Below are 25,800 nucleotides of genomic sequence, written 5' to 3'. Positions count from 1 at the left end.
CTGCACGCACCAGACCCCGCTCACCAGCGTCGACGAGGTGCCGTGCCTGTCCTGCGACCTGATCCGCCGTAGCAGGCCCTAGCCCTCCGCGTGCGTCACCCCCACCGGCCCGAACGAGACCCGGGTGCGGGCGCCGTCGGCCGCCCAGACCACCTCCACACCGTCCTCGCCGGGCACCACCTCCGCGACCGCGTCGGCCACCGGGACGTGCACCGGTTCGCCGGTCAGTGCGGCCAGGCTGACGTGCACGGAGGTGCCGCCCGCCGCGCCGGACAGCCGGGGCAGCTCCGCCCACGGCACGAACGCGGTGCCCTGCGGTGCGCGCACCGTCTCCGCCTCCGGCTCCCAGCCGTACAGGCCGTGCAGCACGGAGGCCAGGGGCTCCTCGGGGCCGGTGGCCCACCCGGTGTGCGTGACCCGCGCCCCGGCCGGCGCCCCGACCACCCGATGCACCCGCAGCTCGTACGGCCCCCGGGCCACCGTCACGCTCTCCACCCGCAGCCCCGGGACCATCGGCGGCCCGGCCACGAAGACGGGCCGGTGCCAGGACGCCGCCCAGCCCCAGCCGTCGCCGCCTCCCGCCCCCAGCGGATGGATGCGGCGCCGCACACTGGACCGGCCGTTCACCTCGACCGACAGGTGGTTGTCCGCCACGTTCTCGCGGGCCGTGGGACCCGTCCGGGTCGAATAGGCCTGCCGGCCGTAGTGCGGGTCGTCCTCGGCCGCCGACTCGCCCTCGTGCGGGCGCACATGGTCGCTGCCGTGGTTGTGCAGCCGTACGATCCCGTCGCCGCGGGTCGCCTGCACCAGCAGCCCGGGTGCCGTCAGCGCCAGCACCCGGTCGCCCTCCTCGACCGGCGCGGGCTCCTCCGTCGCCGTCCACAGCGGGTGGTCCGCCGGGGCGAGGAGCGACACGAAGGCCTTCGACGCCCAGTACGGGGAGGCCGGGCCCGAGTACTCCTGCAGGGTCGCCTCGTGCGGGCCGTACCAGCCCAGGCTCAGCAGCCCCTCGTCCGTCAGCGCCCCGCGGTCCACGAAGTACCGCAGACTGCCGCTCACCAGCCGCCGCGACGCGCCCGGCGTCAGCGGGGTGTGCCCGGTCAGCGCGCCCAGGGCCACGGCCGACGACGCGGCGAAGCGGTAGGTGAGGGAGCGGCCGAAGTGCAGCGGCGCACCGTCGGCCCCGGACATCAGGGCGAAGCCGTCGAGATGGGCGCGCAGCCGCTCGCCGTAACGGGCGAGGGCGCCGGCGTCACCGCCGAGGTGGGCGTCGAGCACCGGGTAGAGGTGCAGCGCCCAGCCGTTGTAGTGGTCGAAGGCGCGTCCGTCGCCGTCGGCGTACCAGCCCTCGCCCCGGTACCAGCCCTCCATCAACTCCAGCGCCCGGTGCCGGGCCGCGGCCGTCTCCGCGTCGCCGCGGCCGACCGACTCCAGGAATCCCGCGACCGTGTACGGGAACAGGTACCAGTTGTTCGGCGCCGGCACGTGCCGCAGCGCCCCGCGCAGCCACTCCTCCACCCGGTCCTGGACCCCGGCGTCGAGGTTCTTCCACAGCCACGGCGCGGTCAGCCGCAGTCCCAGTGCCACCGAGGCCGACTCGACCATGGGCTGGCCCTGCACGTCGTGGTCGAGGATCAGCGGCCAGGACTCGGTGTCGTCGCGCCCGGGGGTGCGGGTGCCCGAGGCCAGACCCTCCGCGTAGCGGTCCAGCCAGCCGTGCGGGTCCGCGCCGTCCGCACCGGCGACGCGGAAGCCCGCCGCGAGGAAGGTCCGCGCGAAGCCCTCCAGCCCGTCGGAGCGCACTCCCGAGCGCGAGGGACGTCCCGGCAGGTCGAGCAGGGCGCGGCCCGGGGTGCTCCAGCGCCACGCGGCCCACAGCAGCCCGTCCGCGACGGCCTCCCAGTGGGCGCGGGTGTAACCGGTGTACGGGCTCGACGCACGGTCCTCGGTGGGCAGTTCGAACGGGATGCTCATGCCAGGAACGCCAGCCTTTCGCGTCGTACGGGATGGAGGAAGCCGGAACCGGCGGCCCAGCGGGTCGTCTCGGCGAGGGCGAGGTCGGCGAGACGGCGCCATTCGTTGCCCTCGGAGCCGGCCAGGTGCGGGGTGATCAGGGCGTGCTCGCAGTCCCACAGCGGGTGGTCCGGCGCGAGCACCTCGGGGTCGGTGACGTCGAGGACGGCCCGGACGCGGCCCGCCAGTACGGCCTCGGTGAGCGCGTCCTGGTCGATCACCGCCCCCCGGGAGGTGTTGATCAGCACCGCGTCGGCCGGCATCGCGTCGATCAGCGAACGGCCGACCAGGTGCCGGGTCTCCGGCAGCAGCGGCGTGTGCACGCTGACGGTGTCGCAGCGCGCGAACAGCTCGGGCAGCCCCACGTTCTCGACGCCCAGCTCGGCGGCCTCCGCCTCGCTCACGTACGGGTCGTGCAGCAGGACCTCCACGTCGTGCGGCCGCAGCAGTTCGACGACCCGGCGGCCGATCAGCGAGGCCGACAGGATGCCGACCGTGCGCCGGTAGTTGCCGACGCCGCGCGGAGTGCGCAGCCAGTTGCCGCGCGTGCGGGAGACCCGGAAGTCGCGGGCCCGCTCCAGCACCCGCTTGCCGGTCAGCAGGATCATGCCGAGGGTGTACTCGGCCACCGGCAGCGCGTTGGCCGCGGCGGCCGAGGAGACCTCGACGCCGCGCTCCCAGCACGCTTCCGTGACGTGCCCGCGGACGCTGCCCGCCGTGTGCACCACGGCCCGCAGCCGGGGCGCCGACCGCAGCGCCTCCGCGTCCAGCGGCGGGCAGCCCCACCCGGTGATCAGCAGCTCCACGTCCGCCAGGACGGATTTCGCCCGCGCCGTGGTCAGGTCGTCGAGCACCGGGAACGGCGCGAGGTCGCAGACCCGGCGGAAGGCGGCGAGGGACTCGGGGTCGAGGACGGCCGAGGCGGCGTCCGGGGACATGGCCACGGCGGCACGGGGCCGGTGGCCGGGTCCGGGGTCGTGCACGGTCACTTGACGGCTCCGGCGGTCAGGCCGCTGCGCCAGAATCGCTGGAGCAGCACGAAGGCGAGGATGAGCGGCAGTACGGCGAGCAGCGAGCCCATGATGACCACGGGGTAGTACTCGGGGGACACGGACGCCGAGCTGTTCCACTGGTACAGGCCGAGACTGACGGGATACAGGTCCTGGTCGGACAGCATCACCATGGGCAGGAAGAAGTTGTTCCAGATCGCGGTGAGCTGGAAGAGGAAGACGGTGATCAGACCGGGTCCGAGCATCCTGAGCGCCACCCGCGCGTAGGTGGTCAGCTCGCCGGCCCCGTCCACGCGCGCCGCCTCCAGCACCTCGTCGGGCACGTAGCCCCGCGCGAAGATCCGGCCGAGGTAGACGCCGAACGGATTGAACAGCACCGGGATGAAGACCGCCCAGAAGGTGTTGACCAGGCCGGCCTCGGAGGCCATCAGGTACAGCGGCAGCGCGAGCACCGTCTGCGGCACCATCACCGCCGCGAGCACCAGGCCGAACAGCTTCTCCTTGTGCCGGAAGCGGTACTTGTCGAAGGCGTAGCCGCAGGCCACGCTCACCAGCGCGCCGACGGCCGCGCCGAGGACCGCGTACAGCAGGCTGTTGACGTACCAGCGGCCGTACAGCCCGCCGTCCATGGCGAACAGGTCCTTCAGGTTCTGCAGGAAGGAGAAGTCGCTCAGGGAGAGCAGGTCGCTGCTGAAGAGCGCGTCGCGGTTCTTGGCCGAGGCCAGCACCAGCCACAGCACCGGCAGCAGCGTGTAGAGCACGGAGACGGCGACGACCACGTTGACGGTGGCAGGGCCCAGCAGCTTGGGGCGGAGCAGGGAACTGTCGGCGGCGCTCATCGGGCCTCCTCGGAGTCGGCGCGGCTGGTGAAGCGGGTGACGCCGTAGGACAGGGCGATGGTGCACACCAGCAGGACCACCGAGGCGGCCGCCGCGAGGCTGTAGTTGTTGCGGGTGAAGGCCGCGTCGTAGATGTACATGCTGGGCGAGAACCGAGAGCTGATCATCGGGGAGGACTGGCTGAGCAGCATCGGCTCGGTGAACAGCTGGAGCGCCCAGATTAGCGTGAAGATCGAGACCATCACGATGGAGGCCCGCACCAGCGGCGTCTTGACCTGGAGCGCCGTGCGCACCGGCCCCGCGCCGTCGACGACGGACGCCTCGATCACCTCGCGCGGCACGGCCTGGAGGGCGGCGTAGAAGACCACCATGTTGTAGCCGAGGTTGCTCCACAGAGCGATGTTCACGATGGACGGGACCACCGTGTGCACGCCCAGGAAGTCGATCGTGATGTCGCCCTTCGCGAACAGCTCGATCACCGGGCTGATGCCGGGCGTGTACAGGTACAGCCAGATCAGCGCCGCGATGATGCCGGGCACCGCGTGCGGCAGGAACAGGCCGAGCTGGGCGAAGGCGCGCAGCCGGACCACGCCCGAGTCGAGCAGCAGGGCGAGGGCGAGCGCGCCGACGACCATCAGCGGGATGTAGATGAGGCAGTACAGGGCGACCGTGCCGAGCCCGCCGAGGAACGTGGGGTCGGTGAGGACGGCCGCGTAGGAGCGCAGCCCGACGAAGACCGTGCGCTCGGGACCGAAGCCGAGGCCCGGCTGGTCGTCGCTGAAGAAGCTGAGGTAGACGGCGGTGCCGACGGGAACCAGGAAGACGGTGACCAGCAGGGCGAAGAACGGCGTCATGAGGACGCCGGCGGCGGTCAGTTGACGGCGCTTGGCCGCTCTGCGGGCCCGCAGGCCCGAGTCCGAAGGTGCCGGGGAGGCGGCGCGGGCGGCGCCGGCCGGCACCCGTGCGTGGGTGGTCGCGGTCATGGGTGTGTCACCTGCCTTTCGTCGGCTCAGGTGCTGTGCTGGGTGGTGGACAGGCCGAGGGCCCTGAGGTCGGGCATGGTGCCCTCCTGCGCGGTGCGCAGCGACTCGACGAGGCTGCCCTGGCCACCGCTGACCCGGGCGAAGGAGTCCTGCATGACCTTCTGGGTGGCGCTCATCCGGGGCCCCCACAGCCACTGGTCGCCGATCTTCTCGGCCTCCTGCTCGAACAGGCTGTAGATGTCCTGACCGCCGTAGTACGAGCGGTCGAAGGCGTCGCGGCCCACCGCGACCAGGCCGGGCGCGGCCGGGTACTGGCTGCTGGTGCCGCTGGAGAGCCGGGCGCGCAGGGCGTCGGGGTGGGAGACCTGCCACTCGATGAACTCCATCGCGGCCTCCGGGTGCCGGCTGTCCTCGGTGACCGCGAAGGTCGAGCCGCCGTGTGTACCGGTCGAGGGGGCGGAGGCGTCCCACTGGGGCATGGGGGCGATCCGCCACCGGCCCTTCTGCCCGGGACGCGCGTTCATCTGGGCACCGGCGTCCCAGGCGCCGGTGAGCCGGGTGAGGACCAGTCCGTTGCCGATCTGCGCGTCGGACTGTCTGCTCTCGACGGCGTTCATGAAGACGTCGTCCCGGTCGATCAGCCCCTGCCAGTACTCCGCGACCCGCCGGGAGGGCGCGTCGGCGAGGGAGACGTTCCACGCCCCCTTCGAGGTGTCGAACCACTGGGCGCCAGCCTGCCAGGCGTAACAGGCGAACTGCGTCATCCCGTCGGTCGGGAAGAGCACCAGCCGGCGGTCGGCGGCCTTGCGGCGCACGGTCGCGGCCTGCTCGGCGAACTCGTCCCAGGTGCGGGCGACTCGGAGCCCGTAGTGGTCGAACAGGTCGGCGCGGTAGTGCATCACCATGGGCTCGACGTCCAGCGGCACGGCGAACACCCGGCGCTCGAAGGTGGTCAGGCCGAGCGCCTGCGGGAGCAGCTTGCGGCGCAGACGGTCACTGACCAGGTCGGTGATGTCGCGGGCGACACCGTCGATGGCGAACCCCGGTACCTGCGGATACTCGAGGGTGGCGACGTCGGGCGCGTTGCCCGCCCGGGCGGCGTTGCTGAGCTTGGCGTAGCCGCCCTGCCCGCCGGAGGGGATCTGCTGGAACTCCACCTGGACGTTGCGGTGGGTCCGGTTGAACGCGTCGACCACTTCCTGGCTGCCGCGCAGGGCGGACCAGAAGGTGATGCGGGTGGTGCTGCCCGTACGGGCCGACGATGCGCTGTTCCCCCCGCTGCAGGCGCTCACGGCTCCTGTCAGGGGGAGGGCGGTCATCGCGGCGAGCACGGAGCGACGGCTGGGTCGTCCGGGCATGGCGCCTCCGCGGCTCCTGCGGGTCCGCGCGGGGGCGGACGCGACTCTTCGAGACACCGGAATCCTGAACGCCCCGACCCAAACGGTCAATAGATCGATCAGAAGAAAATGAAACGCTCAAACGCTCATTCGTCAGGGAGTTCGGCCGGCCGGGCCGTCGACCCCCGCACCATCAGCCGCGGCAGCAGCTCGATCCGCCGGCCCGGCTGCCGGCTGCCGGGCGCCTCGGACAGCCGCTGGAGCAGCAGTTCCGCCGCCGCGTGACCGACGTCCGCCTTCGGCGGCGACACGGCCGTCAGCGGGGGCGAGGCAAGACCGGCCACCACGTCGTCGTACGCCACCACCGAGCAGTCCTCCGGCACCCGGACCCCCTCCTCCGCGAGCCGCTGGACGACCATCAGCGCGTCCACGTCGCCGTGCAGCACCATCGCGGTCGCACCCACCTTGCGCATCAACGCCGGCGGCTCCGCCGTCTCGTCCGCCGCATACGGCCCGTCGGCGCCGGCCTCCGGCGCGACCAGCGCCCACGCCCACTGCTCCACCAGCGGATGCGCCCCGGCGATCCCGGTGAAGGCGGCCCGCAGCGAGCGGGCGGTGGGGCTGTCGTGCCGGGTGGCGAAGACGATGCGCCGGTGGCCGAGCCCCACCAGGTGCTCCACCGCCAGGTGCGCGCCGTACCAGTGGTCCGAGCAGACCGAGTCCAGGGCGTGCAGCGCGCTGCCGCGCCACGGCCGGCGCTCCATCAGCACCGTCGGAACCCCGATCCCGGCCAGCCACTCGTGGTCGGCCTCCTCGTGGGCCCGGCCGCGCCACCGCGGGGCGATCAGCAGCCCGTCCGCGCCGTCCGACAGCGCCCGTTCCACCAGCGGTCGCTCCGCGCCGGACGCCTGCGGCGCGAGGTGCAGGGCCATGCGCACGCCGGCCCGCTCCAGGACCGTGCGGGCCCCGTGCAGGGTCTCCGTCAGGTACGAGTGCCGTACGGGAACCACCACGGCCACCCGGTCCCTGCCCGCCGGGGCCGGGTCGTGGGCCGTCTCCTGGGCGGACAGCGCCGACCGGACGACCCCGTGGCCGCGGCTCAGCAGCCCCTCCCGCGTCAGCTCCTCCACGTCGCGGCGCACGGTGACCACCGAGACCTGCAACTCGTCGGCGAGGTCGCGCACCCGCGCGGTACCGCGTGCCTGGACCGCCGCCAGTATCCGCTGGCGCCTGAGATCGACCGGCTCCCGCATCAGGCCTCCCCACCCGGGAATGTTCGTTTGAGCGATTCCGCGTCATCATAACGATCGCTCGCGCGGGGTGCCCGGGGCTTTCACCACCCTAGGGATCCGGGTCGGCGAGGAGGGGGCCCAGCGGGCCGAGGTCGAGGTTCAGGTCGGAGCGGCTCAGACCGTGCTGGGCGCACAGGTCGTCCATCCGCTCGTCCAGCAGCATGAGCGCCGTGCCGAGCCGGTCCTCCTGCTCCGCGCTGAGCGTCCCCTCGTCGAAGCGGCGCACGGCCTGGCGTTCCATGAGCTGGCGCAGCAGTTCCACCACGGTGAGGACCAGCGCGGCCAGGTCGTTGGTGACCCGCTCGGGGTCCAGGTCCAGGGCGTGGGCGGTTGGGGCTGCATGGGCCCGGGGCGCGGTCACAGGGGCCCGCTGTCCGGCCAGGGGGCGGGCACCCGCTCGTTCACCGACGACAGCAGCGCGTGCAGGGAGATCCGCACCAGCGGCACGTCCGCGATGGCCAGGACCAGATCGCCGCTGACCACGACGCCGGTCGCCAGCACCCGGTCCAGCAGGTCGACCAGGGGCACGCCGACCGGTGCGTACGGCTCGGCGCCGCCCCAGGGCACGGGCGCCGGGCCGGGCGTACGGGCGTCCGGAACGGTCATGGACGGACCTCCTGCTCCGGGCCGGCCTGCGGATCCTCGTCCCAGCGGGCGAAGGAGTACGGGATCCACGGGCCCGAGGCGTCGACCCGGACGGCCCGACGCCCGCCGTCGGCGGCGATCCGGGCCAGCGCCTCGGTGAAGTCGGCGCGCCGGGCGTCGTCCACCAGGTAGGCGATGTTCAGGAGCTGCGGGGCCCGGCGGCCCGTCAGCCGCTCGCTCTGCGGGCGGTGCCGTGTCGCGGCGACCGCGTACCGGCGCAGTTCGGCGTCGACGGCCTCCGCCTCGGCCAGCGCCTTCTCGTGGGCTCCCCGCCGGTCACGCCGCCGTGCGCTGACCCGGCTGAGGTAGGCACGGCCACCGCCGCCGGGAGCGGTGCGGGCTCCGGGATCCGTGGCGGACTCGGGCGGCGCCTCGGCGGCGTGCACCTTCACCGCCCACTCCGTACGGTCGCACAGGCGGGCGAGCAGCGTTTCCAGGACCGGCTGCCGGGCGGTGACGGCCCGCACCGCGGTCAGGTCGCCGCGGTACAGGGTCGCCATCGGCAGCGGCACGACGGGGCCCCGCCCGGCCGCCGCCTCGACGCCCCGGTGATGGGCGCGGGCGCAGCGTTCCAGGTCGCCGGGCCGGTTGAGGCGCTCCGTGAGCGCCTCCTCGCCGAACAGGGCCGCGGGGACGTCCTGCACGACCAGGTACAGGCCGCCCGCGCGCACCGCGCGCAGCGGACCGCCCTCCTCGTGCCCTCGCGCCGCCGCCAGGAGGGCCGGGTCCGGCGGGGTGCGGGAGACGGCGAAGGCGCAGACGATGCCGGGAGCCTCCGGCCCGGCGGCGGTGGTACTCATCGCACGGCTCCCGTCGTCTCCTCGGCGGCACTCTCCAGCGCGTCGAGGCGTTCCCGCAGCCTCGCGTTCTCCTCGGCGAGCGCGTCCCGCGCGGCCCGGGACGACAGCGCCGGGTCGGTCTCCCACCAGTCGATGCCGGCCTTCTTCGCGGTGTCCACCGAGGCGATGAACAACCGCAGCCGGATCGTCAGCAGTTCGATGTCGAGCAGGTCGATCTTGATGTCGCCGGCGATGACGATGCCCTTGTCGAGGACGCGTTCGAGGAGGTCGGCGAGGCTGCCGGAGGGAGGCCCGTAGGGCTCCGTCTCCCGGGCCGGGTAACGGTGTTCCAGGTCGGTCACCGCGCACCCCTAACGGTTGCGTGGTCAGCGACGGCGGCGGACACGTTCGTCGTCCTCGCCCTCCTCCTGGTCCGCATACGGCTCCTCCTCGTCGTCGTACTCGCCGTCCTCGTCGTCCTCGTACGCGTCCTCCGCGTCGTCGGCGCTCTCGTCGTCGTCCGCGTCGTCTTCGTCGTCCTCGTACTCGGACTCTTCGAACTCCTCGGGTTCCTCGGCGTTCTCCTCCTCCAGCGCTTCCTCGTGGCTCCTGACGACCTCGCCGTCGCGGATCTCGCCGCGCCAGCCCTCGACGTCCTCGCCGTCCGTCAGGGTCACGTGCCGCGCGAAGTGCTTCAGGTCCAGCCGCAGCCGGCGTCCCTGGGCGCGCCAGAGGTTGCCGGTCTTCTCGAAGAAGCCCGCCGGGTAGTACTCGACGACCACGACGACCCGGGTCAGCCGGGGCGCCAGTTCGTGGAAGGTGACCACACCGTTGGTACTGCCCTTGGCGCCCTCGGAGGTCCAGGAGATCCGCTGGTCGGGGATCTGCTCCCGGACGGTCGCCTTCCAGCTGCGGGTCGAAAAGGCGATCTTGGCGGTCCAGTCCGAGGTCACCTCGTCCTGGGGACTGACGCTCTGGACGCCCTTGGTGAAGCCGCTGAAATCCTGGAGCTGCGTCCACTGGTCGTAGACCGTGCGCAGGGGGACGCCGATGTCCACGGTCTCCATGATGTGCGTCGCCTTGACGCTGCCGCCGCCGCTCCCGGAACCACCGCCACCGCCCTTGGACCCACCGCCACCGCCCTTGGACCCACTGCCGCGGCCCCTGGACCCCCCTGCGTCGACCGACTCGGTCAGGCGGTCGGTCAGGGACCCGACCCGTTCCCCCGCCCTGCCGACGAGGCTGTGCCCCGCCGCGGAGAGATAGCCGCCCAGGGCGTCCTTGAGGTCGCCGAAGGGGGACGGTGCGCCGTCGCCCTGCCGGTCGGGGGTCATCGGAGCCCACCCCCACGTCCGACACCACGGCCCGCCGGCCGCTTCACCGGTGCGGCCTTCTTGGCGGCGGCCGCCCTCTTCGCCGCCTTCTTCGCGGGAGGGGCGGCCTTGCGCGGAGGAGTCTTCTCGGCCGTCTTCCGGGGCGGCGCCGACGCGGGCCTCCGATCCTCTTCCCGGTCCTCCTCGTCGAAGTAGGCGTCCTCGTCCGGAGCCTGCTCGTCCCAGGAGTCACCGGAGCCGTCGGTGTCGCCGTAGTCGTCGTGGTCGCCGTAGTCGTCGTTCCGGCGGCTCTCACCGGTGAGCGCGTCGGTGCGGTCGCGGAGGGTGTCCGCGAGGCCGGTGAGGCGGCGGTTCGCCGCGGCGGTGACGGCCGCCCTTCCGGCGGTCAGCAGCTCGCCCCGCACCTGGTCCGTCAGCTCCCGCACCTGTGGTGTCCGCTGCAGGCCGCCCAGCCCCTGGCCGAGGATCCGGCCGGGGGAGAGGCCGGCGCGTCTGCCCACGAGGTAGGAGCCGACCGCGAAGGCGAGTTTGGCCTTCTTGGTGCGCCCCAGAAGGTATCCGCCCGCCACGGCCGCCGCCATGGCCGCCCTGTTGTCGTTCATACGTGTCGTCTCCGTGCTGGATTCGTGGTGGTGGTACGGCCGGGGGACCGGGTGGGGCGTTCAAGGAGGGTGAGCAGGCGCTCCTCCTCCCGTTCGAAGGCCGCCTCGTCGAGGGCGCCCTCGTCCAGGGCGCGGTTGAGGGCGGCCAGCCGCGCTTGCACGGCGCGCGGGTCGTGAGCCTGGCGCCGGGCCTCCTGGAGCAGGTGGTCGGCGATCCAGGCCGTGCCGCGCACCGGCGCGAGGGGCAGCAGGAGGAGACCGCTCACGAGGCCCATGCGGTCACCGGCCGGCCGGCGACGCGGGACGCGGGTCGACGAAGCTGTAGCAGGGCAGCGGCCCGGTCACGCTGAGGGCCAGCCGGTCGCCGCAGGCCCGGGCCCGTTCCGCCACGGCTTCCCGGAACCGCGCCTCGTCAGCGGAACGCAGCAGGAACGACGCGCTGAGCACCTGCTCGTCGTCGGTCGCTCCCTGGACCGTGCGCACGGCGAGCGGGGCCAGCCGGTCCACGACCTCCCGCGCGGCGCGTCGTGCCTCGCGGCGCACACCGAGGGCGATCGCCTCGCCCAGCCGGACGTTGGCCTCGTAGTCCGGCCGGCGCCGCGTCTGCAGGGCCAGGGTCCGCAGCCTGTCGTCCCGGCGCACCAGGTCGGCGAAGTGGCCGGGCACCACCGTTCCCTTGACGTTCAGTTCCACACAACCGCGTACGCCGTCGAGCTGTTGTGTCAAATGAGCGGCGTCGGAGCGCAGTTGGGTGAGCAGGGTGTCGGTCCGGGGGCTGAGGACCGCGAACCGCATGGGCAGCACCGGTCCCTGCTCCGCCAGTTCGTCCAGGACTGCCTGGTGGGCCAGCAGATCACGGCGCCGGGGCCGCAGCCGCGGGGGCGCGGCCGACACCGCGGCGCACAGCCCGGCCTCGGTCAACAGCCGCACGGGAGCGCCGTCGACGCCTCGGGACCGGGGGGTCCGGATGCCGGCGGGGGCAATGCCGTAGACGTACAGCGCCTTCGGTGCGGCGGCGGATTCGGGGGCCGATTCGGGAGCGGATTCGGGGGCGGTGGTGGTGGGCGCGGTCATTCGTCCTCCGTCTCGGTGCGCCGGCGGGGGCGGGAACGGGGGCGGTCGTCCTCGCCGCGGGGGCGTGCGGCGGGCCGGCTGCGGGGCCGCTCCGCGCGTTCACGGGTACGGGCCTCCGCCTCCGCCGCCTCCTCGTGCTCGGGCGCGAGGACGTCGCGCACCTTGTCGGTCAGGGAGCGCGCCGTCCGCCTGGCGCCCGCCCTGCCCACGGTCTTGGCGACCGGGCTGCCGAACATCTCGGGCACGGTCTTGGAACGCACGTCGTGTTCCAGGTCCAGGCGGTTGCAGGCCTCGGCGAAGCGCAGATACGTGTCGACACTCGCGACCACGATGCGCGCGTCCACCTTGAGGATCTCGATGCCGACCAGGGAGACGCGCACGAAGACGTCGATCACCATGCCGCGGTCGAGAATGAGTTCGAGGACGTCGTAGAGGGTTCCGGCGCGGGGCGCGCAGACGACCTCGTCGTCGTAGGTGATCATGCGGTGGTCCTTCCGGGTGCGGGCCTCACGGTCCGCTCACTGGTCCTGGGCACCGCGCCGGTAGCGCGCGATCCTGCGGTACTGGACCAGGTCGCCCGCCGGGTCCAGCTCGACCTCGTAGGTGGCGAGCAGGCTGGTGGTGTCGGGGATGCGCGCCACCTCCAGCACGTCCACGTGGACGATCCAGCCGCCGTCCTCGCTCCGGCACACCGCGGAGACCCCTTCGAGGTGGTGCCGGATCAGCTCGGACAGGGCGTCGGCGGCGTGCCGGGCGGCGTCACGGGCGCCCCGCACGCCACGCTCGCGCGTGGCCGTGGAAGTGGTACGGCGCCGTCGCTCGCCAGGTTCTGTCATGCTGCCCACTCTGACCGCGGACCCCGGTCCGCGCGTGCGCAGTTACCCCATCCGAGGCTGCCCCGGGCGCCGGCAGTGCAGGAAGAGGTGCGGCTCCGGCCGGGCGTCCGGGTGGGCCGGGGTGAACATCGACGCCTCCTGCGCCAGCACCTCCAGGCCCGCCTCCTCGGTCAGGGCGACGAGCTCCTGCGCGGGGAAGCTGGTCACGCGCACCGGCTGGCCCATGAAGGTGGCGTCGACGCCGTCCACGTCCAGCGGCACGGTGGCCAGGACCAGGTAGCCCTCCGGCTTCAGCAGCCGCGCCAGCCGCCGTACGAGATCCCGCTGCTCGCGCCGGTCCAGCTGGAGCAGCGAGAAGTACACACAGACGGCGTCGAACGAGGCGTCCGCGAGCGGTACGTCACGGACGTCGGCGCACTGGAAGGTGGCGCCCGGCACCTGCCGCGCGGCCAGCTCCACCATGACGGGCGAGATGTCGATGCCCAGCACCGCGTGCCCGGCGTTCGAGAGGGTCTCGGCGGTGGGCCGGCCCGTGCCGCTGCCCACGTCCAGCACCCGGCTGCCCGGCGCGAGCCGCGCCAGCAGCCACTCCAGTGAGCGGCGGTGGGTCTTCGACCCGGCGAACGCCTTCTCGTACTCGGCGCCCAGCGCGTCGAACGCGGCGGCGGCCCGTGGGCGTTCGCGGTCGTCGGTCACGGCGTTCCCTCCGGTGCGGTGAGCCGGTGCCCGGGCATCGTTCCACCGGGAACGAGTCGCCGACAAGGGGCCCTTCGGGCGACATCTTCCTAGCGGTCCCCGCCGTCGTCCCGTGCCGTCCCGGGCTCGGCCATCCGGCGGTGCACGGCCGCCTTGACGCGGTCGGGCAGCACCTTGTCGGCCACCCCCTGCGCCTTGGTCTTCGCCGAGCCGGTGACCAGCTTGCCGCGGCCCTTCATGACGGCGTCGAACGCCTGCCGGGCCACCTGCGCCGGGTCGTCCTTCGGCATGGTGCCGACCTTGGTGTCCGACATGCCGGCCCGCCGGAAGAAGTCGGTCTCCGTCGGCCCCGGCATGAAGGAGGTGACCGTGACACCGGTGTCCCCGACCTCCTCCTGGAGCGCCTGCGCGAAGGACTGCACGAACGACTTCGACGCGTTGTAGACCGACTGGAACGAGCCCGGCATCGTCGCCGCGACCGAGGACGTGAACATGAGCCGCCCCACCCCGCGCGCCACCATGTCCCGCAGGAGCGGCTTGGCGAGCCGCACGGTCGACGTCACGTTGAGGTCGATGACGGACTCGTCGTCCGCGAGGTCGGTGTCGACGAAGGCGCCGCCCTGCCCCACCCCGGCGTTGAGGGCCGCCACGTCCACCGCGAGCCCGGTCAGGGCGGCGACCAGGTGGTCCACGCCCTCGGGGCGCCGGAGGTCGGCGCGTACGGCCCGCACCTCCACGCCGGTCTCCCGCAGCCGCTGGGCGGCGTGCTCCAGCCGTTCGTCCTCGGCGTTGACCACGAGGTCGTAGCCGTGCTCCGCGAACAGCGCGGCGAGTTCGTACCCGATACCGCTGGAGGCCCCGGTGACCAGGGCGAGCGGCCTGCTGCCGTCCATGGTTCCTCCGTCCTCGGCGCACCCGCGCCCCCTGCGGCCCGCCGGGTTCCCCCGATCCCTGCCTTCACGTCACCACGGTGCCATCCCCGCCTCCGCAGCACCGCCGTCCGGCACCGGCCGGCGCGCTCACCGCGGACGGGCGCCGGTCAGGGCCAGGTCCACCAGACCCCGTACGAGTACGTCGTCCAGCGGTGCCCCGCTGAGCAGCACCCGCACGAACAGCGGACCGCTCACCGCCTCGATCAGCAGCCCGGGATCGGTGTCCGCCGCCAGCTCGCCCCGCTCGACGCCCCGCCGCACCATTACCACCGCGCGGTCCAGGCGCTCGCTCCAGTAGGGGCCGCGCCGGTCCTCCAGGGTGTCGTCGTGCTCGACGCTCAGCCGCAGCAGCGCCCGGCCCTGCGGGGTGGCGAGGAGCCGGGCCAGGGCGGAGAAGAACGCCAGCAGGTCGTCCCGGACCCGCCCGGTGTCCGGGACCGGCAGCGCGGCGTCCAGCTCCGTGGTCAGCGCGTCCAGGATCAGGTTCTCGCGCGTGCCCCACCGCCGGTACACCGAGGTCTCGTGCACCCCGGCCGCCCGGGCCACGGCGCCGACGGTCGCGCCCGCCAGCCCCTGGCTCGACAGCAGGTCCACCGCGGCGGCCAGCACGGCCCGCCGCATGCGCTCCCCGCGGCGGCGCAGGGGAGGGGCGACGGGGTCCGGTGAGCTCATCGGAACAGCGTAAAGCAAGTCGCCCTGCGTTGGGTGTACGGTTAACGCAAGTCGACCTGCGATGGACCGCTGGGGGCCGTCCGGGTCGCCGCCCCACCGAGGAGGTCCCGTCATGGCACAGATGCTCGCCGCCCGCCTGCACGTCCCGAGCCGCACCCTGCGGCTCGAAGAGGTGCCCCGCCCGCAGCCCGGCCCGGGGGAGGCGCTGGTCAAGGTCGAGGCGGCCGGCGTCTGCCTGTCCGACGTGCACCTCATCGACGGCACCCTCACCCCGCTGCTCCTCCAGGGCGACACCGTCACGCTCGGGCACGAGGTCTCCGGCACCGTCGTCGAGACCGGTGCGGGCGTCACCGCCTGGTCGCCCGGGCAGCGGGTCGTGCTGCACGCCGGCGAGATGCGCGACGGCGTCACCTACACCCGCGGCGTCGACTACGACGGCGGCTGGGCCGAGTACGCCCTGTCCGCCGCCGACGCCATGACGGTGCTGCCCGACGCCATCCCGTTCGAGCAGGGCGCGATCATCCCGGACGCCGTGTCCACCCCGTGGGGCGCGATCACCGAGACCGGCGCGGTCCGGCCCGCCGAGGCGGTGGGCGTGTGGGGCGTCGGCGGCCTCGGTGTCCACGCCGTGCAGTTGCTCCGGGCGATCGGCGCCTGCCCCGTCGTCGCCGTCGACCCCAACCCGGTCGCCCGCGAACGTGCCCTGGCCGCGGGCGCCGACCTCGCCCTGGACTCCGCCGATCCCGAGCTGCGGCAGAGGGTCCGTGCGGCCACCGGCGGTGCGGGGCTCGCCGCCGCTTTCGACTTCGCGGGCGTGCCGCCCGTGCGGGAGCAGGCGGTCTCCGTCCTCGCACCCAAGGGGCGGCTGGTCCTGGTGGGCCTGACCGACAAGCCGCTCACCGTCACGGACGGCACCCGCTTCAGCTACCTCCAGCAGCGCGTCCTCGGCCACTACGGCTCCGACATGCCGGTGGCCCTGCCGCAGCTGCTGCGGCTGATCCAGGGCGGGCGGCTGGACTTCTCCGGTTCCGTCAGCGGAGTGCTGCCGCTCGCCGACGCCGCCGAAGCGGTCGCCCGGCTGGAGAAGAAGGAGGGCGACCCGATCCGGCTGGTCCTGCGCCCGTGAGGTGAGGGAAAACCGAGAATTCCAGAGGCGGTTGAACGCTCCGGCCCCCGGTTCCGTATGGAGCCGGGGGCATTTCACGTCCGAGTCCGTCATGACACAGGAGCACGCCTTGGGACACAACAGGCGCAGACGCCCGACCGGGGCGCGGCGCGCGACCTTCGCAGCGGTCGCGCTGATACTGGGGGGCGGCGGCCTGGTGGCCGCGAACGTCTTCGCCTCCGCGACGGAGTCCGGCAACGCCGCCGTCCCCCTGGGCAGTTCCGGAGTCGCGGCCACCGTCGACTGCCCCGACCTGACCGAGCGGCTCACGGCCGTTCCGGAGCAGGCGCGGCCCGAGGTCGACGCCGGACTCGCGCACCTCGACGAGCAGGTCGCCGCGGCCTACCGGCAGCTCCAGGAGGCCGCCCGCACCGCGGACGACGGCACCCTCGACGAGGGCGCGATCCTCGGTCCGCTGAAGAAGGAGCGCGCGGCGACGATCGAGCGCATCGCCGCCGCCGTCGACAAGGCCGGCGACCGCCCCGAGGGCCTGGACGCCCTGGCCGAGTGCACCCTGCGCCGCACCGAGACCGCGTCGACCGCCGCGGGGAGCGGCAGCCCGGACCAGCAAGGCCGGGACGAGCGACAGGACCAAGGCCAGGACCAAGGCCAGGACCAAGGCCAGGAACAGGGCCAGGAACAGGGCCAGGACCAGGAACAGGGGCAGGAGGACGGCAAGGGGGAGCAGGCCGGCAACGGCGGGCAGGCGGGCAACGGCCCCGTGGCCGCGGACTACGCCGACATCAAATCCGTCCAGCCCAACGTCGAACGGGCGCCCCGGCAGCGGAACGCCTCGACCGGCTCCTTCGCCACCAGTTGCGGCGTCAACGCCGAGGGCCTGTTCAACTCGGACAACCTGATCGCCGCCCCCGGCGTCGGCAACGGCGCCCACCACTTCCACGACTACGTCGGCAACCAGGCCAACGACGCCTTCGCGAGCGACGAGGACCTGGCCGCAGCCGACACCAGCTGTGCCGACCAGCGTGACAAGTCCTCGTACTACTGGCCCGTGCTGCGCCTCCAGAACGGCACCGCCGAACAGGACGCCCGGTCACCCGGCGGCGGCATCGAGGGCAACGCGGGCGAGATCGTCACGCCGGCCGAGGTCACCCTGACGTTCGAGGGCAACGAGCGCGGCAAGGTCACCGAGATGCCGCGGCTGCTGCGCATCATCACCGGCGACGCCAAGGCGTTCGTCAACGGCGACACCAACGCGAACGCCTCCTGGAGCTGCACCGGCTTCGAGGACCGGCAGCTGAAGGACAAGTACCCGCTCTGCCCCTCGGGCAGCGACGTGGTGCGCACCTTCACCTTCCAGAGCTGCTGGGACGGGCGCAACATCGACAGCGCCAACCACCGCACCCACATGGCCTTCGCCGCGGCCGACGGCAGCTGCCCGGAGGGGTTCCGGCCCGTTCCGCGACTGGTGCAGCGGGTCGTGTACGACGTGGCCGCGCCGAGCCTCGCGGACGGGGGCAGGACCGTTCCGCTGTTCGCCGTGGACTCCTTCCCGGAGCAGCTGCACAAGCCGGTCACCGACCACAGCGACTTCATCAACGTCTTCGACGAGGACCTGATGCGCGAGATGGTCGAGTGCATCAACTCCGGCCGCGAGTGCGGCGGGGACACGCCCCCGGGGTCCCGCCCGGGCGAGGGCGAGGAGCAGCCCGGCGGCAACGACGGCGGGCAGACCGCCGAGCCCCCGGCCGACCGGACCGCCACGGCCTCGGCACCCGCGGACGACGGGAAGAGCGACGGCAAGCCTCCGGCGCGGGGCCAGGACGACGGCGGCGGCGACGGTCAGGACGACGTGCGGCCCGGCGGTGCCGAGACGCCGTCCCCGGCCACCGAGACGCGGGACACCGGCGCCTCCACGAGCGCCGAACCCAGGGCCGCGACGACACCGGCCGACGCCCCGAACGACGTGAGCGGCGCCGCGGCCGTACCGGAGAAGACCGGCAACACGGGCGACAGCGGCGACGGGGGCGGCTCCGGGGCGGCGTCCGAACCGCAGGCGCAGGGCGGACTCGCCGAGACGGGTTCCGGGCTCGGACTGTGGCCCGCGGCGGTCGGAGGCGTGCTCTTCGCCGGCGGATGCGTTCTGCTGGTCCGTTCCAGGCGGCGTGCGCTGTGACGGCTGTTGCGGCGGCATGACGACGGGTGGGCGGGGTCGGCGTCCCCCGCCCACCCGTCGGGGTCCGCACGCGCCGACGGTGCCGAACACGCCACCGCACCGCGAGAACTGGCTCATTCGGGGTGTTGCCGATCCCTCTACCCGGGCGCAGCCTGGTCTGCGGCGTCTTGGGAGCGCTCCCATCGGCGCCTGCGAAGCCGGCACGGTCCCCCCACGCGAAAGGGCACCCCATGAGTTGTCATGATCGCATCAATGCGCAGCCGGTCCGAAGGGCCCGCCGGGCGACGACCCTCGCCCTCGGCACGCTGACCGCGGCCCTGCTCACCCTGATCCCCTGGAGCGGCACCGCCGTCGCCCACGGCTCGGTCGTCGACCCCGCCTCCCGCAACTACGGCTGCTGGGAGCGCTGGGGCGACGACTTCCAGAACCCGGCCATGGCCGACGAGGATCCCATGTGCTGGCAGGCGTGGCAGGACAACCCCAACGCCATGTGGAACTGGAACGGCCTGTACCGCAACGGCTCGGCGGGCAACTTCGAGGCCGTGGTCCCCGACGGCCAGCTCTGCAGCGGCGGCCGGACCGAGAGCGGGCGCTACAACTCCCTCGACGCCGTGGGCCCCTGGCAGACCACGGACGTCGCCGACGACTTCACCGTCAGGCTCCACGACCAGGCCGGCCACGGCGCCGACTACTTCCTGGTCTACGTCACCAAGGAGGGCTTCGACCCCGCCACCCAGGCCCTGACCTGGGACAGCCTCCAGCAGGTCGCCCGGACGGGCAGCTACGCGCCCAGCCAGAACTACGAGATCCCGGTGAGTACCTCGGGCTTGAGCGGCCGGCACGTCGTCTACACGATCTGGCAGGCGTCACACATGGACCAGACGTACTTCCTGTGCAGCGACGTCGACTTCGGCTGACCCGCGCCACTCCCTCCCCCCACCCCCGCCGGGCGCCCCGCGCCCGGCGGGGACACCGGTCCTGCCGTCGGGCCGGGGTGCCGGATCAGACGTTGACGCCGAAGTCCGCGGCGATGCCCGCGAGGCCCGAGGCGTACCCCTGTCCGACCGCCCGGAACTTCCACTCGGCGCCGTGCCGGTACAGCTCGCCGAAGACCATCGCGGTCTCGGTCGAGGCGTCCTCGGACAGGTCGTAGCGGGCGAGTTCCTGGTTGTTGGCCTGGTTGACGACGCGGATGAAGGCGTTGCGGACCTGGCCGAAGCTCTGGCCGCGGTTCTCCGCGTCGTGGATGGAGACCGGGAAGACGATCCGGTCCACCTCGGCCGGGACGCCGGCCAGGTTCACCTTGACCGCCTCGTCGTCGCCCTCGCCCTCGCCGGTGAGGTTGTCGCCGGTGTGCTCGACCGAGCCGTCGGGGCTGGTGAGGTTGTTGTAGAAGACGAAGTGCCGGTCCGAGAGCACCTTGCCCGACGCGTCCAGGAGCAGCGCGGAGGCGTCCAGGTCGTAGTCGGTGCCGGTCGTGGTGCGCACGTCCCAGCCCAGACCGACCAGCACGGCGGTCAGGCCGGGCGCCTCCTTGCTGAGCGAGACGTTGCCGCCCTTGGCCAGGGAAACTCCCACTGTGTTCTCCTTCGTCGCGTTCGCTGCGTTCGTGTTCCTCGTGCGTGCTGCCTGCCGTAAATCTACAACACTGTAGAAGTAAGCCTTCTATACGATGTCGCTCCGGAAGACGATCGGCGGCGGAAGGAGGCGGGCCGTGAGGGATGACCGGCGTCCGCGGCGACGGGGGCAGGGCGAGCTGGAAGCGCTGGTGCTGTCCGCGCTGCGCGAGGCGGACGGGCCCGCGACGGCCGGCTGGGTGCAAGAACGCCTCGGCGGCGACCTCGCCTACACCACCGTGATCACGATCCTGACCCGGCTCCTCGAGAAGGGCGCCGTCAGCCGTGAGCGCGCGGGCCGGTCCTTCGCCTGGACGCCCGCCTCGGACCAGGCCGGACTCGCCGCGCGGAAGATGCGCAAGGTCCTGGACGCCGAGAGCGACCGCGAGGCGGTGCTGGCCAGCTTCGTCACGGGCCTCGACCCGGACGACGAGCGACTGCTGCGCGCACTGCTCGGGCACGCGCGCGCCGCGGAGGACGGCTGACACCGTATGGGCGTCTTCGTCTTCCTGCCCCTGGTCCTGCCGCTGACGGCGTGGCCGATCGCCAGACTGGCCGAGCAGCACCTGCACCCGCGCACCGCGACCAGGCTGCTCACCGCCGTCGCCGCCGTGATGGCCCTGTGCAGCACCGTGTGCCTGGCCCTGGTGATGGTCGTCGGCACCGCCCAGCTCCCGGGCAACCCGCTGCCCGACGGCTGGTCGGACCCCGAGGTACGGGCAGCGGTGCCCTACGACGAGGTCGTCGGCAAGGCCGCGATTCCCGCGCTCTGCGCGGTGGTCGCGGCCTCGGCGCGAACCCTGTGGCGACACGGCAGGGTGCGCCGTCGCGCCCACCGCGCGCTGGCCGGACTGCCGGGCACCGGGGTGGCCGTGCTGCCGGACGACGTGCCCTACGCCTACGCGCTGCCCGGCGGCCGAAGGGACCGCGTGGTGGTGAGCACCGCCCTGCTCGACTGCCTCGAACCGGGGGAACGGCGCGCCCTTTTCGCCCACGAACGCGCCCATCTCGCCGCCCGGCACCACCGCTACCTGCTCGCCGTCCGGCTCGCCGCGCTGGCCAACCCGTTCCTGCGCCCCCTGCGCACGGCCGTGTCCTACACGGCGGAGCGGTGGGCGGACGAGGCGGCCGCCCGCGCGGTCGGTGACCGCCGCGCCGTGGCGACCGCGATCGGCAAGGCGGCCCTCGTCTCCCGCGGCACTCCCGTCGCCACCCTCGCCGGTCTCGCGGCGCCCGGCCCGGTGCCCCGTCGGGTGGCCGCCCTGCTGGGCCCCGCTCCCGCCGTGCGCACCTGGCCCCCGGCGTTCACCTCGGTGGGCCTGGCGGCGTGGGCCGCGGCCGCCGGAACCGCCGTCTCGGCGATGTCGTCCGCGAACGCCGCCGTCACCATGTTCCTCATCCTGCGGGCCGCGACGCCGTTCTGAGCGCCCCTCACCCTCCGACGGCAACCCCGGGGAACCCGCAGGCCACAGGAGCTCCGTCGCAACTTCCTCACTCGATCGAGTGAGAGACCAATCCGGGGTGGGGCCTGCTCCGGATTCCCCGTGTGAGGGAAGAATCGAGACCGTGCCGACCGCGAACGGGCGGCTGACCCCGGACCCGGGTCGGCCGGCCGCCGCGTAACGGCACCGCTTCCTCGGCGGCCCGCCGCACACCCCTTCAGCTCTGTACCAGGACTCCGTACCGACGCAGCCTTCGTGCTGCCCGTTTTCAGGGAGATGTTCCATGAACGCCCGTATCCGCCGCTCCGCCGTCGCCGTCGTCGCGGCCGCCGTCCTGCCCCTGTCCCTGGCCGCCTGTTCCGACGACGGCGACAGCGGTTCCTCGGACTCCGCGCAGGCCGCCTCCTCGGCCCCCGCGGCGACCGGCGACCAGTCGGCCGACGCCTCCGGCGGCACGGCGGACTCCGACGAGCCGTTCGGTCCGGCCTGCTCCACGGTGCCGAAGGAGGGCGCCGGTTCGTTCGACGGCATGGCCAAGGACCCGGTCGCCACGGCCGCCTCGAACAACCCGGCCCTGTCCACGCTGGTGTCCGCGGTGAAGAAGGCCGGTCTGGTCGACACCCTCAACAACGCCGAGAACATCACCGTGTTCGCGCCCACCGACGACGCCTTCGCCAAGATCCCGGAGGCCGACCTGAACAAGGTCCTCAACGACAAGGAGATGCTCACCGACATCCTGACCTATCACGTCGTGGGCCGGAAGCTCGCACCGAAGGACCTGGAGAACGGCTCCTTCGAGACGCTGCAGAAGTCCAGGCTGACCACGTCGGGCTCGGACGGGTCCTACACGGTCAACGACTCCGCCAAGGTCGTCTGCGGGAACGTGAAGACCGCCAACGCCAACGTCTACATCATCGACACCGTCCTCATGCCCAAGAGCTGACGCACGGCCCGCCGGGGGGAGGAGGGTCGGGCAGTGGCCCGCCCCCCGGCGGGGCGGGGGCCCTGTGGTAGCTTGCGGAAGCCAGTCGAACCCACCTGGTGGGTCAGGGAATCCGGTGCGAATCCGGAACTGACGCGCAGCGGTGAGGGGGACGGGCGGGACACGGGCCACTGGGCGGCGTACGCCGCCCGGGAAGGCGTTCCGTCCGGTCGAACCCGAGTCCGAAGACCTGCTGGCACCCGTGCCGCGTGCGGCGCGGGCCGCACCGTACGGACGGGCTTCGCGCATGAGCCCTCGACGCCAGAGGATCCTTCCTTGCCCGCAGCACCCCCCGCCGGCTCCCGACGCCTCCGCCCTTCCCACCGTGCCCCGCGCGGTCCCGTACTGCTCCTGGCAGGCGCCCTGCTGGCCTCCGGCTGTGCTTCCGGCGCGGCCGGCGACGACCCGGCCGCCCGGGCCGACGCGGCCGGTTACCCACGCACCGTCCACGACTGCGGCCACGACGTCCGGGTCGACGCGCCGCCGCGCCGGGCCGTCTCCCTCAACCAGGGCACCACGGAGATCCTGCTCTCGCTCGGCCTCGCCGACCGCATGGCGGGCACCGCCACCTGGACCGACCCGGTCATGAAGGGACTGGAGAAGGCGAACGCCGGCGTCCCCCGGCTCGCCGACGACATGCCGTCCTTCGAGACGGTCCTGGACGCCGAACCCGACTTCGTCGCCGCCTCCTTCGCCTCCACGCTCGGCACCGGCGGCGTGGCCACCCGCGACCAGTTCACGCAACTCGGCGTACCGGCCTACCTGTCCCCGTCCGACTGCGCCGGCAAGGACAACAGCGGCGACGGCGACGGCGTCCGGTCCGAGGCCCTGACCATGGACACCGTCTACGGCGAAGTCCGCGACCTGGCCCGCCTCTTCGACGTCGAGCAGCGCGGCGAGAAGCTGGTCGCCGAGCTCAAGTCCAGGGTGGCCAAGGCGACATCCGGCCTCGACGCCTCCGGTGTCACCCTCATGTACTGGTTCGCCAACTCCGCCTCGCCCTACCTCGCGGGCTGCTGCGGCGCCCCCGGTGTCATCACCCGCGCGGTCGGCGCCCGGAACGCCATGGACGACACCCACGAGGAGTGGCCACAGGCCGGCTGGGAGACCGTCGCCGACCGGGATCCCGACGTCCTGGTCCTCGGCGACCTCACCCGCAGGTCCCAGACGGCCGAGACGGCCGCGAAGAAGATCGAGTTCCTGGAGTCCAACCCCGTCACCAGGAACATGACGGCCGTCCGCGAGAAACGCTACGTGCTGCTCAGCGGGCAGGCCATGAACCCCACCGTCCGTACCGTCGAGGGCGTGGAGCAGGTGGCGGCGGCGCTGCGCGAGTTCGGACTCGCCAAGTGACGTCCGCGGGCCGTGCGGCCTCGGCCCGGGACTCCGTCCCCGGCATACGCGCACTCCGCCGCGCCCCTCTCGCGTGGGCTGCGGCCGGGATCGTCGCCCTGTGCGCCTCCGTGGCCGTCGCCGTCACCATCGGGCCTGCGGACATCGGCGTCGCCGACGTGTGGTCCGTGATCGCCGCCCACCTCGGCGCCGGCACCACCGCCGGCGACGTGTCCCCGATCCGCGACGGCATCGTCTGGGACCTGCGGCTGCCCCGCACCCTTCTCGCCGCGGTGTGCGGCGCCGGACTCGCCGTGTGCGGTGCCGTGCTCCAGTCCCTGCTGCGCAACCCGCTCGCCGACCCCTTCGTCCTCGGCGTCTCCTCCGGCGCCTCGACCGGCGCCGTCCTGGTCGTCGTGCTCGGCGTGGGCGGCGGCGCGCTGTCCGTCCCCGGCGGGGCGTTCATCGGCGCGGTCTGCTCCTTCGCGCTGGTGATGCTGCTCAGCCACAGCCTCGGCGGCACCACGGACCGGGTGGTCCTCGCCGGCGTGGCGGCGATGCAGCTGTTCTCCGCGCTCACCTCCTTCGTGGTCATGACCGCTGCCGACGCCGAGACCACCCGCGGCGTGCTGTTCTGGCTGCTCGGCTCGCTCGGCGGCGCGGGCTGGAGCGACGTGTGGACCACCGCCGCGATCCTGGTACTGGTCCTCGCCGTGTGCCTCGGGTACGCCAGGACCCTGGACGCCTTCGCCTTCGGCCAGGAGGCGGCGGCCGCACTCGGTGTCCACGTGGCCCGTACCCGGCTGGTGCTGCTGTGCGCCACTGCCCTGCTCACCGCGGCCCTGGTCGCGTCGGCCGGCGCCATCGGCTTCGTCGGACTGGTGCTGCCGCACGCGGTACGGGCCCTCACCGGCCCCGGTCACGCCCGGCTGCTGCCCGTCTGCGCGCTCGCCGGTGCCGTGTTCCTGGTGTGGGTCGACACCCTGGCACGTACCGTCCTCGAACCCCAAGAGGTCCCGGTGGGCGTGGTGACCTCGCTGATCGGTGTACCGGCGTTCGTGCTCGTGCTGTACCGCACCCGGAGGGCACGGTGACCCTGAACGCCGAGCGGGTCTCCCGCACCACCGGTGGCCGGCTCATCCTCGACGGCGTCGACCTGAGCCCGCGCACCGGCGCCATGACGGGGCTGCTCGGGCCCAACGGCTCCGGCAAGTCCACCCTGTTGCGGCTGCTCGCCGGCGTCCTCGTCCCCACCTCCGGCCTCGTCACCCTCGACGGACGCCCCCTCGACCGGGTGAGCCGCAAGGACGTAGCCCGGCGCGTCGCCGTGGTGGAGCAGCAGGCGGACACCCAGGTGGAACTGACGGTCCGGGACGTCGTGCGGCTCGGCCGCATCCCGCACCGCAGCGCCTGGACACCGGCGTCGGCGGCCGACGAGGAGGCGGTGACGGACGCCCTGGACCGCACCGGTCTGACGGGCCAAGCGGGCCGCCTCTGGCACACCCTCTCCGGCGGCGAACGCCAGCGCGTCCAGATCGCCCGCGCCCTTGCCCAGCAGCCGCGCGAACTCCTGCTCGACGAACCGACCAACCACCTCGACATCCAGCACCAACTGGACGTGCTGGCCCTCGTCGCCGCCCTGCCCGTCACCAGCGTGGTCGCCCTGCACGACCTCAACCTCGCCGCGATGTACTGCGACCACCTCGTCGTCCTCTCGGAAGGGCGGGTCGTGGCCTGCGGCGATCCGGCCGAGGTCCTGACGGCGGACCTGGTCGCGAAGGTCTACCGCGTAGACGCCGAGATCACTCCCGCCGGCCCGTCCGGCCGCCCGCACGTGCGCTTCCTGGGCACACTGCGGGGCTAGGAACTGTACGGGCGATCATGTGACCGCCCCGTGTCCGGGTCGTTGTCGTGGGCATAAGGCCGGGCGATGTGACAGATGCCGGGTGGGACCGGCTGCGGCCGTTCCCGCCGGGGGGCAATGGACGTCGTGGTACTGGAGTGCACGCAGGACGTCATCGCCCCCTCCGGGAGTCGTCGCCTCCCTACTGGAGAACGGCGCGGGGAACTCCACGAGAGCGGGAC

The 25,800-nt window shown here is 73.2% G+C and carries 29 protein-coding genes and 1 riboswitch; of the genes, 9 read left to right on the top strand and 20 right to left on the bottom strand.

Annotation, left to right across the window (positions count from 1 at the left end):
• Positions 1-78 precede the first annotated feature (78 nt).
• From NI25_RS01915 to NI25_RS01825, 19 genes are all read right to left on the bottom strand, one after another.
• A complete protein-coding gene (locus NI25_RS01915) occupies positions 79-1,974 on the bottom strand; it encodes a DUF2264 domain-containing protein (protein WP_061440738.1) in 1,896 nt (631 codons plus the stop codon).
• Complete coding sequence (locus NI25_RS01910) at positions 1,971-3,002, bottom strand: hydroxyacid dehydrogenase (protein ID WP_078884481.1); 1,032 nt, start codon at positions 3,000-3,002, stop codon at positions 1,971-1,973. Before NI25_RS01910 ends, NI25_RS01915 begins: the two co-directional genes overlap by 4 nt.
• The gene (locus NI25_RS01905) at positions 2,999-3,862 is read right to left on the bottom strand and encodes a carbohydrate ABC transporter permease (protein WP_061440737.1); all 864 of its coding nucleotides are present in this window, start codon (positions 3,860-3,862) and stop codon (positions 2,999-3,001) included. The genes NI25_RS01910 and NI25_RS01905 overlap by 4 nt, the downstream gene beginning before the upstream one ends.
• Positions 3,859-4,845, bottom strand: a complete 987-nt coding sequence (locus NI25_RS01900) for a carbohydrate ABC transporter permease (protein ID WP_061440736.1) — start codon at positions 4,843-4,845, stop codon at positions 3,859-3,861. Before NI25_RS01900 ends, NI25_RS01905 begins: the two co-directional genes overlap by 4 nt.
• A 26-nt stretch (positions 4,846-4,871) precedes the next feature.
• Complete coding sequence (locus NI25_RS01895; RefSeq protein WP_061440735.1) at positions 4,872-6,203, bottom strand: ABC transporter substrate-binding protein; 1,332 nt, start codon at positions 6,201-6,203, stop codon at positions 4,872-4,874.
• A gap of 125 nt (positions 6,204-6,328) precedes the next feature.
• Entirely contained in the window at positions 6,329-7,435 is a 1,107-nt protein-coding gene (locus NI25_RS01890) for a substrate-binding domain-containing protein (RefSeq protein WP_061440734.1), read from the bottom strand.
• 88 nt (positions 7,436-7,523) lie between these two features.
• Entirely contained in the window at positions 7,524-7,835 is a 312-nt protein-coding gene (locus NI25_RS01885) for a gas vesicle protein K (RefSeq protein ID WP_061440733.1), read from the bottom strand.
• Positions 7,832-8,080 carry a gas vesicle protein gene (locus NI25_RS01880; RefSeq protein WP_203715430.1) on the bottom strand — a complete coding sequence of 83 codons (249 nt, stop codon included), beginning with the start codon at positions 8,078-8,080 and terminating at the stop codon, positions 7,832-7,834. The genes NI25_RS01885 and NI25_RS01880 overlap by 4 nt, the downstream gene beginning before the upstream one ends.
• Entirely contained in the window at positions 8,077-8,919 is an 843-nt protein-coding gene (locus tag NI25_RS01875; protein WP_061440732.1) for a GvpL/GvpF family gas vesicle protein, read from the bottom strand. Before NI25_RS01875 ends, NI25_RS01880 begins: the two co-directional genes overlap by 4 nt.
• Positions 8,916-9,260, bottom strand: coding sequence for a gas vesicle protein (locus NI25_RS01870; RefSeq protein WP_061440731.1), 345 nt, complete (start codon positions 9,258-9,260; stop codon positions 8,916-8,918). The genes NI25_RS01875 and NI25_RS01870 overlap by 4 nt, the downstream gene beginning before the upstream one ends.
• A gap of 24 nt (positions 9,261-9,284) precedes the next feature.
• On the bottom strand, positions 9,285-10,232 hold the full coding sequence (locus tag NI25_RS01865) for an SRPBCC family protein (RefSeq protein WP_061440730.1): 948 nt from the start codon (positions 10,230-10,232) through the stop codon (positions 9,285-9,287).
• A complete protein-coding gene (locus NI25_RS01860; RefSeq protein ID WP_061440729.1) occupies positions 10,229-10,834 on the bottom strand; it encodes a hypothetical protein in 606 nt (201 codons plus the stop codon). Before NI25_RS01860 ends, NI25_RS01865 begins: the two co-directional genes overlap by 4 nt.
• Complete coding sequence (locus tag NI25_RS01855; protein WP_061440728.1) at positions 10,831-11,109, bottom strand: gas vesicle protein GvpG; 279 nt, start codon at positions 11,107-11,109, stop codon at positions 10,831-10,833. The genes NI25_RS01860 and NI25_RS01855 overlap by 4 nt, the downstream gene beginning before the upstream one ends.
• A gap of 4 nt (positions 11,110-11,113) precedes the next feature.
• Entirely contained in the window at positions 11,114-11,908 is a 795-nt protein-coding gene (locus NI25_RS01850) for a GvpL/GvpF family gas vesicle protein (RefSeq protein WP_061440727.1), read from the bottom strand.
• A complete protein-coding gene (locus NI25_RS01845; RefSeq protein WP_061440726.1) occupies positions 11,905-12,390 on the bottom strand; it encodes a gas vesicle structural protein GvpA in 486 nt (161 codons plus the stop codon). The genes NI25_RS01850 and NI25_RS01845 overlap by 4 nt, the downstream gene beginning before the upstream one ends.
• A 36-nt stretch (positions 12,391-12,426) precedes the next feature.
• Positions 12,427-12,744: a gas vesicle protein gene (locus NI25_RS01840; protein ID WP_061440725.1), complete on the bottom strand. Its 318-nt coding sequence runs from the start codon at positions 12,742-12,744 to the stop codon at positions 12,427-12,429.
• A gap of 42 nt (positions 12,745-12,786) precedes the next feature.
• Positions 12,787-13,440, bottom strand: coding sequence for a class I SAM-dependent methyltransferase (locus NI25_RS01835; RefSeq protein WP_061440724.1), 654 nt, complete (start codon positions 13,438-13,440; stop codon positions 12,787-12,789).
• Positions 13,441-13,529: 89 nt separating this feature from the next.
• Positions 13,530-14,333 (bottom strand): SDR family NAD(P)-dependent oxidoreductase, encoded by an 804-nt coding sequence (locus NI25_RS01830; protein ID WP_061440723.1) that lies wholly within the window; start codon positions 14,331-14,333, stop codon positions 13,530-13,532.
• Between the two features lie 126 nt (positions 14,334-14,459).
• Positions 14,460-15,044: a TetR/AcrR family transcriptional regulator gene (locus tag NI25_RS01825; RefSeq protein WP_107071589.1), complete on the bottom strand. Its 585-nt coding sequence runs from the start codon at positions 15,042-15,044 to the stop codon at positions 14,460-14,462.
• Positions 15,045-15,156: 112 nt separating this feature from the next.
• Between NI25_RS01825 and NI25_RS01820 the strand changes: the two genes are divergently transcribed.
• From NI25_RS01820 to NI25_RS01810, 3 genes are all read left to right on the top strand, one after another.
• Positions 15,157-16,170 (top strand): zinc-binding dehydrogenase, encoded by a 1,014-nt coding sequence (locus NI25_RS01820; RefSeq protein ID WP_061440721.1) that lies wholly within the window; start codon positions 15,157-15,159, stop codon positions 16,168-16,170.
• Positions 16,171-16,279: 109 nt separating this feature from the next.
• Positions 16,280-18,343 (top strand): DUF1996 domain-containing protein, encoded by a 2,064-nt coding sequence (locus NI25_RS01815; protein ID WP_107071588.1) that lies wholly within the window; start codon positions 16,280-16,282, stop codon positions 18,341-18,343.
• A gap of 230 nt (positions 18,344-18,573) precedes the next feature.
• On the top strand, positions 18,574-19,260 hold the full coding sequence (locus NI25_RS01810; protein ID WP_061440720.1) for a lytic polysaccharide monooxygenase auxiliary activity family 9 protein: 687 nt from the start codon (positions 18,574-18,576) through the stop codon (positions 19,258-19,260).
• A gap of 85 nt (positions 19,261-19,345) precedes the next feature.
• Here the strand turns inward: NI25_RS01810 and NI25_RS01805 are convergent, their stop codons facing one another.
• A complete protein-coding gene (locus NI25_RS01805) occupies positions 19,346-19,921 on the bottom strand; it encodes a TerD family protein (protein ID WP_061440719.1) in 576 nt (191 codons plus the stop codon).
• A gap of 94 nt (positions 19,922-20,015) precedes the next feature.
• Between NI25_RS01805 and NI25_RS01800 the strand changes: the two genes are divergently transcribed.
• From NI25_RS01800 to NI25_RS01775, 6 genes are all read left to right on the top strand, one after another.
• Positions 20,016-20,444: a BlaI/MecI/CopY family transcriptional regulator gene (locus tag NI25_RS01800; protein ID WP_061440718.1), complete on the top strand. Its 429-nt coding sequence runs from the start codon at positions 20,016-20,018 to the stop codon at positions 20,442-20,444.
• 6 nt (positions 20,445-20,450) lie between these two features.
• Complete coding sequence (locus NI25_RS01795; RefSeq protein WP_061440717.1) at positions 20,451-21,383, top strand: M56 family metallopeptidase; 933 nt, start codon at positions 20,451-20,453, stop codon at positions 21,381-21,383.
• A gap of 301 nt (positions 21,384-21,684) precedes the next feature.
• A complete protein-coding gene (locus tag NI25_RS01790) occupies positions 21,685-22,344 on the top strand; it encodes a fasciclin domain-containing protein (protein ID WP_061440716.1) in 660 nt (219 codons plus the stop codon).
• A gap of 65 nt (positions 22,345-22,409) precedes the next feature.
• Positions 22,410-22,596, top strand: a riboswitch (cobalamin riboswitch).
• Between the two features lie 63 nt (positions 22,597-22,659).
• Positions 22,660-23,736: an ABC transporter substrate-binding protein gene (locus tag NI25_RS01785; RefSeq protein WP_078884479.1), complete on the top strand. Its 1,077-nt coding sequence runs from the start codon at positions 22,660-22,662 to the stop codon at positions 23,734-23,736.
• On the top strand, positions 23,733-24,809 hold the full coding sequence (locus NI25_RS01780) for a FecCD family ABC transporter permease (protein ID WP_061440715.1): 1,077 nt from the start codon (positions 23,733-23,735) through the stop codon (positions 24,807-24,809). The genes NI25_RS01785 and NI25_RS01780 overlap by 4 nt, the downstream gene beginning before the upstream one ends.
• Positions 24,806-25,579 (top strand): ABC transporter ATP-binding protein, encoded by a 774-nt coding sequence (locus NI25_RS01775; RefSeq protein WP_061440714.1) that lies wholly within the window; start codon positions 24,806-24,808, stop codon positions 25,577-25,579. The genes NI25_RS01780 and NI25_RS01775 overlap by 4 nt, the downstream gene beginning before the upstream one ends.
• Positions 25,580-25,800 lie beyond the last annotated feature (221 nt).

It is taken from the genome of Streptomyces sp. CCM_MD2014, assembly GCF_000772045.1.
Classification (GTDB): Bacteria; Actinomycetota; Actinomycetes; order Streptomycetales; family Streptomycetaceae; genus Streptomyces; species Streptomyces salinarius.
The sequence above is the reverse complement of the archived record's forward strand: the minus strand, read 5'-3'. Positions and strand labels throughout refer to the sequence as shown.

Coding starts and splice junctions, on each gene's coding strand:
- NI25_RS01915 (WP_061440738.1), bottom strand. CDS start 1,974: ATGAGCATCCCGTTCGAACTGCCCACCGAGGACCGTGCGTCGAGCCCG.
- NI25_RS01905 (WP_061440737.1), bottom strand. CDS start 3,862: ATGAGCGCCGCCGACAGTTCCCTGCTCCGCCCCAAGCTGCTGGGCCCT.
- NI25_RS01900 (WP_061440736.1), bottom strand. CDS start 4,845: ATGACCGCGACCACCCACGCACGGGTGCCGGCCGGCGCCGCCCGCGCC.
- NI25_RS01895 (WP_061440735.1), bottom strand. CDS start 6,203: ATGCCCGGACGACCCAGCCGTCGCTCCGTGCTCGCCGCGATGACCGCC.
- NI25_RS01890 (WP_061440734.1), bottom strand. CDS start 7,435: ATGCGGGAGCCGGTCGATCTCAGGCGCCAGCGGATACTGGCGGCGGTC.
- NI25_RS01880 (WP_203715430.1), bottom strand. CDS start 8,080: ATGACCGTTCCGGACGCCCGTACGCCCGGCCCGGCGCCCGTGCCCTGG.
- NI25_RS01875 (WP_061440732.1), bottom strand. CDS start 8,919: ATGAGTACCACCGCCGCCGGGCCGGAGGCTCCCGGCATCGTCTGCGCC.
- NI25_RS01865 (WP_061440730.1), bottom strand. CDS start 10,232: ATGACCCCCGACCGGCAGGGCGACGGCGCACCGTCCCCCTTCGGCGAC.
- NI25_RS01860 (WP_061440729.1), bottom strand. CDS start 10,834: ATGAACGACAACAGGGCGGCCATGGCGGCGGCCGTGGCGGGCGGATAC.
- NI25_RS01855 (WP_061440728.1), bottom strand. CDS start 11,109: ATGGGCCTCGTGAGCGGTCTCCTCCTGCTGCCCCTCGCGCCGGTGCGC.
- NI25_RS01850 (WP_061440727.1), bottom strand. CDS start 11,908: ATGACCGCGCCCACCACCACCGCCCCCGAATCCGCTCCCGAATCGGCC.
- NI25_RS01845 (WP_061440726.1), bottom strand. CDS start 12,390: ATGATCACCTACGACGACGAGGTCGTCTGCGCGCCCCGCGCCGGAACC.
- NI25_RS01840 (WP_061440725.1), bottom strand. CDS start 12,744: ATGACAGAACCTGGCGAGCGACGGCGCCGTACCACTTCCACGGCCACG.
- NI25_RS01830 (WP_061440723.1), bottom strand. CDS start 14,333: ATGGACGGCAGCAGGCCGCTCGCCCTGGTCACCGGGGCCTCCAGCGGT.
- NI25_RS01825 (WP_107071589.1), bottom strand. CDS start 15,044: ATGAGCTCACCGGACCCCGTCGCCCCTCCCCTGCGCCGCCGCGGGGAG.
- NI25_RS01820 (WP_061440721.1), top strand. CDS start 15,157: ATGGCACAGATGCTCGCCGCCCGCCTGCACGTCCCGAGCCGCACCCTG.
- NI25_RS01810 (WP_061440720.1), top strand. CDS start 18,574: ATGAGTTGTCATGATCGCATCAATGCGCAGCCGGTCCGAAGGGCCCGC.
- NI25_RS01800 (WP_061440718.1), top strand. CDS start 20,016: ATGTCGCTCCGGAAGACGATCGGCGGCGGAAGGAGGCGGGCCGTGAGG.
- NI25_RS01795 (WP_061440717.1), top strand. CDS start 20,451: ATGGGCGTCTTCGTCTTCCTGCCCCTGGTCCTGCCGCTGACGGCGTGG.
- NI25_RS01790 (WP_061440716.1), top strand. CDS start 21,685: ATGAACGCCCGTATCCGCCGCTCCGCCGTCGCCGTCGTCGCGGCCGCC.